13 protein-coding genes are annotated in these 14,291 nt (G+C 46.0%); 5 read left to right on the plus strand and 8 right to left on the minus strand.

The window, feature by feature from the left end:
* Positions 1 to 83: 83 nt before the first annotated feature.
* The 7 genes from PHQ97_02635 to tolQ all read right to left on the minus strand — a co-directional run bounded on the left by PHQ97_02635 (position 84) and on the right by tolQ (position 6,568).
* Positions 84 to 578: a crossover junction endodeoxyribonuclease RuvC gene (locus PHQ97_02635; protein MDD4391632.1), complete on the minus strand. Its 495-nt coding sequence runs from the start codon at positions 576 to 578 to the stop codon at positions 84 to 86.
* Positions 579 to 707: 129 nt separating this feature from the next.
* Entirely contained in the window at positions 708 to 1,604 is an 897-nt protein-coding gene (ybgF, locus tag PHQ97_02640) for a tol-pal system protein YbgF (GenBank protein ID MDD4391633.1), read from the minus strand.
* Between the two features lie 322 nt (positions 1,605 to 1,926).
* Positions 1,927 to 2,544 (minus strand): peptidoglycan-associated lipoprotein Pal, encoded by a 618-nt coding sequence (gene pal / locus PHQ97_02645; protein MDD4391634.1) that lies wholly within the window; start codon positions 2,542 to 2,544, stop codon positions 1,927 to 1,929.
* A gap of 348 nt (positions 2,545 to 2,892) precedes the next feature.
* A complete protein-coding gene (gene tolB, locus PHQ97_02650) occupies positions 2,893 to 4,257 on the minus strand; it encodes a Tol-Pal system beta propeller repeat protein TolB (GenBank protein ID MDD4391635.1) in 1,365 nt (454 codons plus the stop codon).
* A 233-nt stretch (positions 4,258 to 4,490) separates the two neighbouring features.
* Positions 4,491 to 5,390 carry a TonB C-terminal domain-containing protein gene (locus PHQ97_02655; protein MDD4391636.1) on the minus strand — a complete coding sequence of 300 codons (900 nt, stop codon included), beginning with the start codon at positions 5,388 to 5,390 and terminating at the stop codon, positions 4,491 to 4,493.
* 5 nt (positions 5,391 to 5,395) lie between these two features.
* Entirely contained in the window at positions 5,396 to 5,839 is a 444-nt protein-coding gene (gene tolR / locus PHQ97_02660) for a protein TolR (GenBank protein MDD4391637.1), read from the minus strand.
* Positions 5,840 to 5,842: 3 nt separating this feature from the next.
* The gene (gene tolQ, locus PHQ97_02665; protein MDD4391638.1) at positions 5,843 to 6,568 is read right to left on the minus strand and encodes a protein TolQ; all 726 of its coding nucleotides are present in this window, start codon (positions 6,566 to 6,568) and stop codon (positions 5,843 to 5,845) included.
* Positions 6,569 to 7,787: 1,219 nt separating this feature from the next.
* On the opposite strand from tolQ, the gene PHQ97_02670 reads away from it, so the two are divergent.
* From PHQ97_02670 to PHQ97_02680, 3 genes are read left to right on the plus strand one after another with little or no spacing between them, the layout of a single operon-like run.
* Positions 7,788 to 8,429: a succinate dehydrogenase cytochrome b subunit gene (locus PHQ97_02670; protein ID MDD4391639.1), complete on the plus strand. Its 642-nt coding sequence runs from the start codon at positions 7,788 to 7,790 to the stop codon at positions 8,427 to 8,429.
* Between the two features lie 8 nt (positions 8,430 to 8,437).
* Entirely contained in the window at positions 8,438 to 10,351 is a 1,914-nt protein-coding gene (locus PHQ97_02675) for a fumarate reductase/succinate dehydrogenase flavoprotein subunit (protein ID MDD4391640.1), read from the plus strand.
* Complete coding sequence (locus PHQ97_02680; protein ID MDD4391641.1) at positions 10,348 to 11,112, plus strand: succinate dehydrogenase/fumarate reductase iron-sulfur subunit; 765 nt, start codon at positions 10,348 to 10,350, stop codon at positions 11,110 to 11,112. Before PHQ97_02675 ends, PHQ97_02680 begins: the two co-directional genes overlap by 4 nt.
* A 150-nt stretch (positions 11,113 to 11,262) precedes the next feature.
* Here the strand turns inward: PHQ97_02680 and PHQ97_02685 are convergent, their stop codons facing one another.
* The gene (locus tag PHQ97_02685; protein MDD4391642.1) at positions 11,263 to 11,448 is read right to left on the minus strand and encodes a hypothetical protein; all 186 of its coding nucleotides are present in this window, start codon (positions 11,446 to 11,448) and stop codon (positions 11,263 to 11,265) included.
* 369 nt (positions 11,449 to 11,817) lie between these two features.
* Between PHQ97_02685 and PHQ97_02690 the strand changes: the two genes are divergently transcribed.
* Both PHQ97_02690 and PHQ97_02695 read left to right on the plus strand, forming a co-directional pair.
* Positions 11,818 to 12,510 (plus strand): PTS sugar transporter subunit IIA, encoded by a 693-nt coding sequence (locus PHQ97_02690; GenBank protein ID MDD4391643.1) that lies wholly within the window; start codon positions 11,818 to 11,820, stop codon positions 12,508 to 12,510.
* A gap of 110 nt (positions 12,511 to 12,620) precedes the next feature.
* Positions 12,621 to 14,279: a chloride channel protein gene (locus tag PHQ97_02695; protein ID MDD4391644.1), complete on the plus strand. Its 1,659-nt coding sequence runs from the start codon at positions 12,621 to 12,623 to the stop codon at positions 14,277 to 14,279.
* Positions 14,280 to 14,291: the final 12 nt, after the last annotated feature.

Here is a 14,291-nt window from a genome sequence, read left to right on the forward strand (position 1 = left end):
TATATCCGGATATCACGAATGGTAATAACCTCCAGACGTTTTTTTGCATCGACAGGATAAATCAATCAATAATGCAGTACCGGCTACCGGGCCGGCATCAGATGTTTATAACGGAATAAACCGATCAACGCGAGTGCCATGGCATCAGATGCATGATCCGGTTTAATGGGCATTGCCAATTTTAATAGATGACGAACCGACTTTTCAAGCTGCCTTTTATCCGCGCGACCGCTGCCGGTCAGCACCTGTTTTGCTTCACGGGCCGGCACCTCGATCACCGGCGCATTGCAGCGGCTGCCGGCCAGAAGAATTACCCCGGTAACTTTCCCGAGCAAAATGCCTGACTTCGGATACCGGTCAAGCGAAAACACATCTTCAACCACCATCAGATCAGGACGCACCGTCTCCAGGACGTGCGCGAGCTTCGAAAAAATCAGATCGAGCCGCTGTGCTAAAGGCGTATCTTTCGGGGTCGAAATGCCGCCAAACGAAAAGCTTTGAATCTTCAGGCCTTCGCCACTGACGATTCCGATACCCGTTGACGCCAGTCCCGGATCAATTCCTATAACCGTAACCATAATAAATATCAGGGTAAAACATCATATTTTACCCTTTCACCTGCATCTGATGTTTTGGAACCATTCGGCCGCCGGAACTGCGATATCAATAAAATACAACCCGTTAAAAGTTTGCAGAAATTGACCGATCTATTGGAAAACCTTTAATTTCTGCTGAGCAACCTTTGCTTCATTGGATTGAGGATGTTTTTTTATCAGCTCGTTCAAAATAAGACGGGCATTGGCCTTATCTCCCAGATTATAAAACGACAGGCCCTGTTTCAGTAACGCGGCCTGAACCTTGTTGCCCCCGGGATAGTTTTCAATCACTTTCTGGTATTCCAGAATAGCTTTTTCATACCATTTCTCACAATAATAGGTTTCACCGATCCAGAATTGAGCGTTATCTGCATTATCAGACTTGGGATTCAACTTCAGTAACCGCTGAAACCCTTGTCGGGAGGCTTCAAAATTATTTTGATCAAACGCCTGCTTTGCCAGTGCATACAGTTCGCTCTCGGAAAACACTTTTTCAGCCGGTCCGTCCGCTTTTTTCTCACCCGGCTTTATTTCGGAGGCTTCAAAATTCAGATACTTTTCCAGCTGGACAATCCGTTTTTCCAATGCATCCAGATCCTGCATCAATTTATTCAGACTTTCATCCTCTTTAGCGCCCGCATGTTCCAGCGCCGTCAGTTTCTGCTGCAACAGATATTGCGACTCTTCCAGGCGGCCGCTGATGACCTTATTTTCTTCCCTGAGACTGTCAAGCAGTGCCTGCATGCCAGCGGATCGATCTCTGAGTTCCAGCTCTTTTTCCTGGCTGACCGACGTATATTGATTCATTACGGTTTGAAGAGTCTGATTTTGTTTTTTAAAATTATCGTACTGCTGTTTCAAATCCGTCTGGCTCTTCAGCAAGGTAGCGTTTTTCTGTTCCACGCGGGCAATCCGGTCATCCAAAACGGTGATATCCTCCTGAAGCGCACACCCGGATACCATAAAATACATGACGCCTGCGATCATGAATAAAATTTTGTGTTTCATAAGCATAGTGACCTTGTCCCAGTAATTTGATGAACCCGCCTGCCGCGTTATGACATGCAGACGGGTTCTCATCCGAGGATAGTGCCCATCCATAAATTCGGTCTTCACCGGGTGGGCACCCCTATGTTGCCAATCCGGAAACAAGAATTTCGAAGTCTGCGCTTATCTACCCAGGGTCAAAGGAATCAAGGGCTTGCGATGAGGCATACTGAAGTACGCCATACAAGCAATCCCGCAGATTTACTCAAAAAGTGAGTCGATAAGCGCAGACTTCGAAAAGGCCATTTATGAATAAAAACGAGGCTGCAAATTACGTTGCGGATTACTTTATGACAAAATGCGCTCGCCTGTTTTTCGACCAGGCTTCCTCCGTATTGCCCGGATACAGAGGTCGTTCCTCACCGTAGCTGATTGTAGTCAGTCGCGATGAATCAATACCGAGGTATATCAAAAACTTATGTGCGCTTTCAGCACGTCTGTCCCCCAAGGCGATATTGTATTCAGTGGTGCCCCGCTCGTCACAGTGTCCTTCGATAATCACGGACACAGTCGAATTCATTCGCAGCCATTGCGCCTTTCTTTTCAGGATATCCTGAGACTCTGCATCAAGCGTCGCCTTATCGTAACTGAAATAAATATCTTCATTAATGAACTGATCTCTGGCTTCCTGGATCTGGCGTAGTTTTTCAGCCTGAGCCTCAGCCGCTTCCTCTCTTAACCGCTGCTCTTCGATCGATCTGACGGCCGCCTCCTGCTCTTGTTTCAAGGCATCCTGCCGGGCTTTTTCAGCCTCCAGACGGGCCTGGCGGGCAGCTTCATCCTCTTGCGCCTGAGACATTCCGAGTTCGGACTTCACTGCCTTTTTAGCACAGGAGACCGTAAAGAGAAGACCTGGAACGATGAGAAATAAAAACAGGGATATCCACCTTTTTTTTAACATGTTTTTCTCCTTAACTAATTAATTCAACCAAAATTAAGCTTAAACTTTCTGGGGTACGTTTACCCGGATATTAAGACTCATTGATAATGCATATTCATCTATGACCGGTTTAAAAAAATCTGCTTTTTAGGGCTATCCACCTTTTTTCTAACATGTTTTCTTCCTCCTTAGCTGATTTAATTCAACCAAAAACAAGTTTTAATTTTTAAATTGCGTTTACCCGGATACTGAGGGTCATTCATAAACACATTTATCTAACACCGATTTTAAAAAAATCTACCTTTAAATGCCGTCCACACAATAAAAATTTCAATAGCCACGTCACATTCGACCGATGGATGGCAAAAATTAATTAGTCATGTCAAGGGGCGACCATCCCGGCTGGGACTGCTGCCCTGAAAGGCTCAGCAACCGCCTCTGATCTGTCCCGTACGCGGTCATGACATAAATTCTGGAGGGTCCTCCTTCGCGGGTCGAACTGAATGCCATCATGCTTCCGTCCGGAGACCATGATGGCGATTCGTTTCTTCCTGAATTATAGGTCAACTGAATCAGCCCGGACCCATCGGAATTAATGGTACAGATATCGATGTTGCTGTGCTCGGCAGCAGAAAAAGCAATCCGATCCCCCATCGGCGACCAGTTCGGTTCCGTATTTTCTCTGCCCTGGAAGGTCAGCCTTGTCACCTGATCAGTTGCTAAATCATTTATATAGATCTGTTTCGTTCCGGACCGGTCAGATACAAATGCCATTTTCCGGCCATCCGGAGACCAGGCAGGTGACACGTCGATCCCCCAGTTATTTGTCAGTTTTTTAATCATTTTTCCGTTTCCGGTCAACAGGTAAATTTCCGGATCACCTGAAAATGAAAGAGAGGCAGTCAATTCAAACCGGCCTGGCACCCATGCCGGTGAGATATTATACCCTTTCCTGGAAATCACCGTACCCCGGTTTTCGGTAAGGTGCTTGATATAAAGGTCCGGATTGCCTTTGGCATAAGAAGTATAAGCAATCCATTTCCCGTCTGAAGACCACGCGGGAGAAAGGTTGATACTGTTATTGTGTGTAATTTGTTCTGGCTGATATCCATCAAACTCACAAATATAGATTTCTTTATTTCCGGTACCTGACGAAACAAATGCAATCCGGCTGTTAAAAATTCCTTTATTTCCGGTCAGCAAAAAAACAACTTCGCTGCAAAAGCGGCGAATCATTTTTCTCTGATCAGCAACCACGCCCTTATATTTTTTTCCGATCAGCAATCGTTCCTTGAATGTATCAAATAGCCGAAGTTCCAGTTCAATGATGTCGTCCTTTATCAAAAGACCACCGGTAATCAGCAACTCGGCTCCGACAGCTGTCCAGTTCCTGAATTTGATATTCGGTCCGATAATGCCGGTCTGAGGAGCTTCAAGATAGGCATCGCGCGGGATCAATCGGAAATATCCGGTAAATTCCAGCGACTGATAAAGGAGATCCGACGATTTTTGAGAAGCTACACCTTCGATTTCCGATCCGACTGTAGTTTTAAACACGGGAACCGCTATCGGAATCTTTTTTAAAAAGGGATTGGTAATATCAATGTATTCATACTCAGCACCAAAAGCTGCCGGCAGGTTGAGGCATCCCAGCAGAATGAACTGAATCAAACAAAAGTATCGAATGACTGCCATAAACGACTTTTTAATACGGATACGTTTCGTAATTTTCATGATAAATCCCATACATTATGTCCTTCAACGGCCGGGCTTGAGAAATCCGCTGCAAAGGGTTGGTTCGAATGTTTCTTTTACCGCCGAGCAGCGTTCACAAAGGGCCATGGCTTGAAGCGCTGAATGCCGTCGAGCAGTTCCTTGACGTTGAAGTAGCAGACCCGGTTCGAATAATTTTATCATCAATCGCCTGCCCGGCATCGTTGCCAATAAATCCCGAATGCCTGACGAATTTACCGAAGCCCTGATGGTGTAAAAATAAGCCCAACATTAAAATAAGGCCTCAAAAATCCGGCCGGAAGCGGGGGGAGCGGATTAGACTTGGCCACTGCTTTATAGGCGGAGTCATCAAAATAACTGTTGCCGGATTTTTTCTCAAACCAGGTATCGCTGATCTGTCCATCCGGCATAATTTTAATCACCAGAACGGCTTCAAGTTCAGTGTTCCCGCCAGCCATTTGTTCAGAAAACGCCCAGTTTTTTTCAATATAATATGTCAGTTCCACCTTATAGATATCGATCTGCTCCAGAGCCGTATTTTGTGATGCACCCCCACCCCCCATATAGCCCTTACCGGATTTTTCCCGAGAACCCTTTGCCTGAACATCCTGCGAGGCGACCGGTGACTGTTGATTCTCAACCTTGGTCTTCAGGGACTCGATCGCCTCCTGTAACACTCTGGGCCTGGATTGTTCCGCCTCGGTTTCAATACGTTTAATTGCATTTTTTACGATCTCCCGAGGTTTAAATGTCTTCTTTTTCAAAGATGTTTTGCTCTTGTTTTTAGCAGGCGCAACGGAAACCGCCTGAGAAGGAACTTTTTCCGGTTCCGGGTGCACAGCGGGCATAACCTTGGATTTTGGTAACATTTTCTGCTGTTTCTGAACAGGTGGCGGTGTCTTCATTGAAGCCGGATGCTCAGGAGCAGAAGAAGCCGCCGGCAAAGGAAGAGAAACCAGATTGACATCGATGACAGGGGATGAATGATAACGGCGGACCGGCATATAGTTCGTCGCGCCCATAATAAAAAGGAACAATATGACATGGGCCGCTATAGAAATAGCCAGCGTCGGTAAAAGATGGCGGAATTCGCCTCCTTCCATGTTGTCAAGAAACTTCGTGCGGGCCTGCATATAGTTTATCCGACCAACGGCAGCGGTTTTGCGCCTTCTTTGCGGTCATCCAGAGGATCAGTCACCATACCCAGTTTCTCCACTCCCGCCCCTTTTATTTCGGACATCACCCGAACGACCATTCCATAGGATATATCTTTATCCGCCCGGAGATATACATTTTTTTCAGTATTGCTTCCCAATATATTTTTAAGTTTTTCCTGAAGAAAGTCCAATGACACGTTCATGTCGTTGATAAAAATCTGATTTTTATTATCAATACTGATGATAAGCGCTTCATCGTTTGCCGGAAGCGGTTGTGAAGTAGTCTGGGGCAAAGACACATTCACCCCTTGTACCATCATGGGCGCAGTTACCATAAAAATGATCAGCAGGACAAGCATCACATCTACAAACGGCGTTACATTGATGTCAGACATAAGCTGATTGTTGTTGCTGCCCGAATTCATCTGTTACGATTCCTTACTTCTTAGCATGTCACGTTCAATAATATTGAGCAGATCCGAAGAAAAACTGTGAAGCTCTGATTCTATAATTCTTATTTTCTGAGTAAAATAATTAAAGGCTATTACAGAGGGGATGGCTACGGCCAAACCCGCTGCCGTTGCGATCAGCGCCTCGGAAATACCGGGCGCTACCACGGCCAGACTGGCTGACCCCCTTTGCCCGATACCATGAAATGAATTCATTATCCCCCATACGGTTCCAAACAGTCCGATGAACGGAGTTGTATTACCGGTCGTGGCCAGAAACGGGATCAGCTGGGTCATTCGGGTAATTTCCGTATTGATGGTACGCCGGAGCGCTCGTTTAATATTATCAATTCCGACAATTTTTCCACCATGCGTTCCCCCTTCCGAATCAGACTGCCCGGCAGCGGACACTCCACCCGCCTGACTTGTTTTTTTCAGCTCGACATAGCCGATTCGAAACACCCGGGCAACAGGGCTTCCCTCCAGCTGTTTGGCTTTCGCATAGGAGGCTGAAAAATCTCGGCTTTTCCAAAAATAATCCGCAAATTCAACCGATTGTCTGTACGCCTTTTTGACATAGCGGTATTTAACAATGATAATCGCCCATGACGTAACTGAAAAAAAAAGCAGCAAGAGCAACACGAACTGCACCATCAACCCGGCATTGGTAATCATGTGAAGCAAGCTCAATTCTGAATTACCCATTTAACATACCCCGAATATATAAAAATGCTATTATATTTGTTGACGAGCTTTCAAAAGCCATCAGCTGTTAATATTCCATTGGACCTTAACCTCATTAACACACAACTTTTAAAATTATCTGAAATAAAAATCAGTGTCAAGATCTGGTTTATCCCCTTTCACGGAATTGAATCTTAAAATCGATAACAACCCATAAGATCGACCGCCCATCCATGAACCGGCTGTATTTTTAAAATTCACGGCCGGTGAAAATTTTAGCAAAAGGAGTATATAGGACATTTTTTATGGGTACAGAAGCCCTGCCAGGAAAAAAGCGCCTCCGGATTGCTGCCCACATAAAAGAAAAACCGACCTCAAACCTTAAATAATGGTCATCCATAACTCTGGTTTTGAAAAGATGAGCACGAGTTACTATCCGGAAGTGAATCAAATCAGCCAAAAACGAGACTGCTATCCGGGAATAAAATAATGCTTGATATTTCTGCTTTACAGATGCCGGTATATAGTATATGAATTTTTTTCATATCCACGATAATATTCTATATTAAGACATTGCGTCAAATAACACATTTATTTCGTGTCTGAACTGAACGCGATAATTTTTCCAGATTCAAGGCAGCTGAAAATTTTGACCGCATGAATACATTTTGTATTTTAAAGGTATAAATTTTCACCCGGCTCAGAAAATGGCAGTTTCCGTTCAAGCACGACTTATGCGCCGGAGAAAGGCCGATATCGCCAATGCTATCTGTTCGACTGACGGGACACCGTTGTATAGTTTTTATCTTTCACCCGCAGTTCCCCGAAATGAACGATACGTCATAATGCCCTCTTCATGTTTATTTTTTCATCCCTGGTTTCGCAAAAACTCAACTGAAACAAAAATACTCAGCCGATCCGAAAAACACAGATCTTTGTTTAAGACTTTCCCATTCCTTATTTGAAGCCCTATTCATACTGACACGAGACCGGTTTTTTTAAATTCAGGGAAAACGGGAATACAAACCGGAGAAACGGGAAAGATCAAGAATTCGGTCTGCTTTTTAACAACTTAAATTAACATGCATAAGTACTTTTTTTGATATTTTTTTAAATCAACTGATACTTTTGATGATTCAAAAATTTTATTGACAACGCATGTAAAAATGACTAAAGAATTTACTTTGATACGGCGTTACAGCAGTTTTATTTAACCAAAATCACAGAAACGGAGGAAAAGATGAATTGGCTTACAAACACCCTAGGCACATCCATTGGGAAGAAGCTGATGATGGCTATTACCGGCCTATGCTTCTGCGGCTTCCTGGTAGTGCATCTGATCGGTAACCTGACGATCTATGGTGGGAAAGAAATGTTCCTGTCTTATGTCGATCACCTTCATGCATTGGGCAAGCTCATTACTGTTGCAGAATGGGGCCTTGTCATTCTGGCGCTGATCCATATACTGACGGGCTTGACTCTTTTCTATCAGAATCTTCAGTCCCGTCCGGTTAACTATCAGGTAAAAAAAGCTGCCGGCGGCCGTACAATCGGTTCGGCCACCATGCCCTACAGCGGGATCCTGATTCTGCTGTTTGTTCTTCTTCACCTGTTTACTTTTCGATTCGTCGACAAGACAAACATCAATGACTTTATTATTTTGACCCAAACATTCGTCAGTTTTGCATTTGTATTGATTTACATTATTGCAGTGGTAATCGTAGCCATTCACGTCAGTCATGGTTTTTGGAGTGGTTTTCAGACCCTTGGCCTTAATCATGCAAAATATATGCCGATAATTATGGGACTTGGGATTGTATTCAGTATTGTGGTCGGAGTAGGTTTTGGCTTTATTCCGATTTACGTTTCGCTTATTGCATAAGGAGGTCAGTGATGCTTGATGGAAAAGTTCCAGGTGGTCCTCTAGCAGAAAAATGGGATAAACACCGTTTCGAATTAAAGCTTGTCAATCCTGCCAACAAGAGAAAATTCACCATTATTGTTGTGGGAACCGGCCTGGCCGGTGGTGCTGCTGCTGCATCATTCGGAGAGCTTGGATATAATGTAAAATCGTTCTGCATCCAGGACACCCCCCGTCGGGCGCACAGTATTGCCGCCCAGGGCGGTATCAATGCAGCCAAAAATTACACAAACGACGGCGACAGCGTCTGGCGCCTGTTTTACGATACAATCAAGGGCGGCGACTTCAGATCCAGAGAAGGAAATGTATTCCGTCTGGCGCAGGTCAGCAACAACATTATCGATCAATGCGTGGCCCAGGGCGTACCCTTTGCAAGAGATTACAGCGGTGGCCTTGCCAACCGGTCATTCGGTGGCGCACAGGTATCCAGAACGTTTTACGCCAGAGGCCAGACAGGTCAGCAACTGCTTCTCGGTGCATACAGCGCTCTGTCCAGACAGATCAAAGCCGGCAAAGTCAAAATGTTTACCCGCCGCGAAATGGTGGAAGTAGTCATTGTTGACGGTAAAGCCCGCGGTATCATCGTCCGTAATGTAACTACCGGCGAAATCGAGCGCCATGAAGCAGATGCCGTTGTTCTGGCAACCGGCGGGTATGGAAATGCCTTCTACCTGTCAACCAACGCGGTAGCCTGTAATGTCGGCGCTGCATTAAAATGCTACCGCAAAGGCGCCTATTTTGCGAACCCCTGTTTCACGCAGATTCACCCCACCTGTATTCCGGTACATGGCGACTATCAGTCAAAACTGACGCTGATGAGCGAAAGTCTCCGGAATGATGGCCGCGTCTGGGTTCCCAAGAATGCCGGCGACAAGAGAGCTGCACACGAAATTCCGGAATCCGAAAGATATTATTATCTTGAAGAACGATATCCCAGCTTTGGAAACCTGGTTCCCCGGGATGTGGCATCCAGAAACGCCAAAGACGTATGCGATAAAGGGCTCGGCGTCGGCCCAACAGGCTTGGCGGTATATCTTGATTTTACCGATGCGATCAACCGTGACGGCAAGGATGTCGTTGAAAAGAAATACGGCAACCTGTTTGAAATGTACGAACGAATTGTTGACGACAATCCGTATGAAAAACCGATGATGATTTACCCGGCTTCCCATTACGCCATGGGCGGACTCTGGGTTGATTATGATCTGATGACCAACATTCCGGGTCTGTTTGCCACCGGCGAATGCAATTTCTCGGACCACGGTGCAAACCGTCTCGGCGCTAGCGCCCTGATGCAGGGCCTGGCAGACGGTTATTTCGTCATTCCCTACACCATCGGCGGATATCTTGCGACATCTCGCTTACAGAAGGTAACGACAGATCACGCGGCATTCAAAGAGGCTGAAAATGCTGCCAAAGAAAACATTAACAAATTAATGACTATCAACGGCAACAGAACTGCTGAAAATTTCCACAAAGAGCTTGGCCTGATTGTATGGGATTACTGTGGAATGGCCAGAACTGAGGAAGGCCTGAAAGGCGCTATCGAAAAAATCAAGACGCTGCGAGATGAATTCTGGCAGAATGTGAAGGTTACCGGCTCAGAAAAAGAAGTTAACCGCAGTCTGGAATCTGCAATTCGTGTGGCCGATTATATGGAATTTGCCGAATTGATGTGTACCGACGCATTGAACCGCGCAGAATCATGTGGCTGTCACTTACGGTTAGAAAGCCAGACAGATGATGGCGAAGCGCTGCGTAAGGATAGCGAGTTCAGTTACGTAGCTGCATGGGAATACTCCGGGTATGGCAAAGATCCTGTTCTGCACAAGGAAGCTCTCACTTTTGAAAACGTACAATTATCACAAAGGAGTTACAAGTGACGAATAATATCAACATAACATTGAAGGTATGGCGTCAAAAGAATGAGAATGCCCAGGGCAGTTTTGAAACATACAAGGCCGATAACATTTCTGTAGACATGTCGTTTCTTGAAATGCTTGATATTGTTAACGAACAGCTCATTCTTGCGGACAAAGACCCCATTGCTTTTGACAATGACTGTAGAGAAGGTATCTGTGGTATGTGCGGTTGCGTGGTAAACGGACGCGCGCATGGCCCGGAAAAAGCGACCACTCTCTGCCAGCTTCACATGAGAAAATTTAAAGATGGCGATACCATTGTTATCGAGCCATGGCGGGCAAAAGCCTTCAGGGTCATTCAGGACCTGATTGTCGATCGAAGCCCCCTGGATAAAATTATTCAGGCAGGCGGCTATGTATCTGTCAATACAGGGGGGGGCGGTGAAGCCAACCAGCTCCGTATCCCCAACGAACTTGCCGAAAAAGCCATGGATGCCGCTGCATGCATCGGCTGCGGCGCCTGCGTTGCAGCCTGCCCCAATGCATCGGCAATGCTGTTTACAAGTGCCAAGATATCACAGCTTGCGCTTCTGCCTCAGGGGCATCCCGAGCGAGCCATCCGGGCGCTGGGTATGCTCAGAGAGCATGACGCATGCGGTTTCGGAAACTGCTCCAACGAAAGAGAATGCGAAGCAGCATGCCCGAAAGAAATTACGATTGTCAATATTGCCAGACTCAACCGTGAATTCATTAAAGCCGGTTTTGGCTCTGAAGTCATGTAGTCAAAGCACACACATGTTTTAAATCTTTTTTAAAACAGCAGTTCAAGTCATAAAGGCGGCCTGTGGATTATGATCCAGGGCCGCCTTTTGATAATCATCTATGCCAACCCCCCTTATCCCTTTTTTATTCCTCCTCCCGCGATATGAAATTCAGGGCTTGATCATAACTGCGGCCATAACGTCGTGAGGAACGTCCCGTCCGTTTCCGGCTTCTCCAGCACGATACGGGGGGATGCCGGTGCCATGGAAGCTAAAGCGCAAAAACTCGGCAAGCCTCAAACAGTTTGCGCTTCTTAACGCTTCATGGCACCGCATCTTTTCCCCCGATCGTGCCATGTCGTACGCCGGCAACGGCCGGGACTTCGAAACTACACGTAAGAGAATACGGCCGCAGTTATGATCAAGCCCGAAATTCAGGACAGGATTTACAACAACACGCCCTTCGATAGAAATAAAATATTGCAATCTATAGCCCGATAGACTATTTATTTAAATTTCGGGTTAACAGATGGACAGATGCTCGCACAGTCACCGGATCATCTGACAGGATATTCCGCGTTATACGCCTTCAGAATTTATAACAACTCGGACAGTTTCCAGACCATTTATACCGATTTCAGAAAATATAAAATTATATCACATGGATGGTGCCGCCATATTGACGAAAATATGACGGCAGATAACGCTATGAATCAGGAAAATATCATGACATTAACAATTCACGAAGCAGCAGAACGGCTCGAACTGCCTGTCAACACTCTGGAGCGATGGATACGTCAGGGACGAATACCGGTCATCAAGACGTATGGTCGCACTGCCGCTTTTAATATGCCAACATTACAAAAGTGGGCTCAGGACCACCACATTTCGTTTCTATCTTCGCCAATAACCCGTTCGGCGACCGTTAAGACCCGACGAATGGACACGCTCGGAAAGGCAATGCAATCCGGTGGTGTTTATTACAGACTCGAGGGTAATGATACAGCATCCGTTCTCAAATCAGCCGTGAATCAGGTTGCGGGAATTTCAGAGCCTGACAGAGACACCCTTTATGAAAAGTTGATAGAAAGAGAGCATCTGTCATCGACCGGCATCGGCAACGGAGTCTCGATTCCGCATCCCCGTTCGCCACTTCACTGCATGGCAAATCGCAGCGAAATCCTTACATTTTTTCTGGAACATCCGGTTGATTTTCACGCGATTGATGACAAACCGGTTTTTGTGATGTTTTTAATTTTATGTGATTCCACAGCATCTCATCTACAACTGCTGTCAAGACTTGCGTTTTGTTTACGTGACAAATCATTTATCCAATTTCTAAAAACAAGCCCGGATTCGGACACACTGTTTCACAAAATCGCAGAATTCGAAGAACATCTTGACCAGCCGAACCCGTAATCAATCAAGGAAGAATCCGTCTTAAGATGTTTAATCATTTTCGATTTCCGAAATATTGGCGGTCTTCTGCGATATGGTCAGCTATACGGACGGATGATCGTCTCTTGCTGATGATCATCGGGATCATCGTCGGTACCTGCAGCGGCATGGCCGCTATCGTTCTTAACAAATCGCTGATCGCCCTCCTGAAATGGCTTGGCAGTTATCGTCATCTGTGGTGGGCATTTGTGATCCCGGCTGCCGGAGCCGCCCTTTCATCGCTGTTTTTAGAAAAAATCATGAAGGAAAGCGCCGGGCATGGCGTGCCTGAAGTCATTTACAGCGTGTCCAGATATGGCGGTCTGCTAAGATTACGATCCAGCTTTTCCAGATTGATTTCGAGCTGTTTAACCATCGGCAGCGGGGGCTCAGCCGGTCCGGAAGCCCCTGTCGTGATGAGTGGGGCTGCCATCGGTTCGAATATTGCGAAATTATTCTCTCTGAACGACCGTCAACGCATAGCCATCGTGGGCTGCGGAGCGGCCGGGGCTATTTCATCCATATTCAATGCGCCCATTGCCGGAATCGTTTTTTCAGTCGAAGTAGTTTTGGGAGAATGGACAGCGATAAACATTATCCCGATTGCTTTTGCCTCTGTCGCCGGCGCAGAAATCAGCCGACTTCTTCAGGGAAATCAGATCGCTTTTGATCATCGTCTGTTTCATATAGAGCCTGGTGATATACTTGCCAGCATAGGGCTTGCCCTGTTCTGCGCCATTATATCCATCACGCTTACACGGACGGTTGAACTGGCAAAAGCAATAAGCCCGAAAATACCGGCACCCATCTGGGTTCGCGCTGCCATCGGAGGTTGCGCCGTCGGGATGCTCGGAATTTTTCTCCCGATGGTTCTCGGAGAAGGCTACTCTCCAATTCGCAATATGATTGAAGGCGTATTTTCTCCCGGCCTGGGATTTGTCACGCTGCTTTTGATCGCAAAAATCATTGCCACCTCTTTAACGTTAGGCATGGGCGGTTCCGGCGGCATTTTTGCTCCAAGTCTGGTCATCGGAAGTCTGTCTGGACTGGCATATCACCGGTTCATTTCATTACTATGGCCGTCCGTATCATGGGTCAATGAAGGATGTTTTGCCCTGCTGGGAATGGCAGGACTCCTCAGCGGAATACTTCAGGCCCCTTTGACTGGAATATTTCTGATCATTGAAATTACCGGCGGCTACGATGTGATTTTGCCCCTGATTGCCGTTTCCGCCTTATCAACCACCCTTTGTCATTATATGGAACCCGCATCGTTTTATTTAAAAGAACTGGTCAAAAAAGGGCATCTGTTACGACCCGGTACTGACGCACGCGTATTGACCGACTTACGTGTATACGAACTGCTTGAAAAAGACTGCATCCCGGTTCATCAAAACATGCTGCTACGTGACTTCATTAATATCATAAAGCAATCTCATCGTAATTATTATCCGGTAAACGATGAACTTACCGGAGGCTTTATCGGAATGATTCATCTGGATGATATTCGCCCGTTTCTGTTCAATACCGGAATGTATGATGCGGTAATTCTGGAACAAATCATGGATACGCAGGTGGAAATCATTCATCCCGATGATGATTTAACCGACATTTTACACAAAATGGATAGTCTTCACTTATTCAGCATGCCGGTTGTATCAAATAAAAAATTTATCGGAATGATATCAAAAGCCACGTTGCTTGATCAATATCGTAAAGAACTCATGGTGCAGACCAGCATCTGCCAATAAAAGGAGAATTCA

It is taken from the genome of Desulfobacterales bacterium, from assembly GCA_028704555.1.
Lineage (GTDB): Bacteria > Desulfobacterota > Desulfobacteria > Desulfobacterales > JAQWFD01 > JAQWFD01.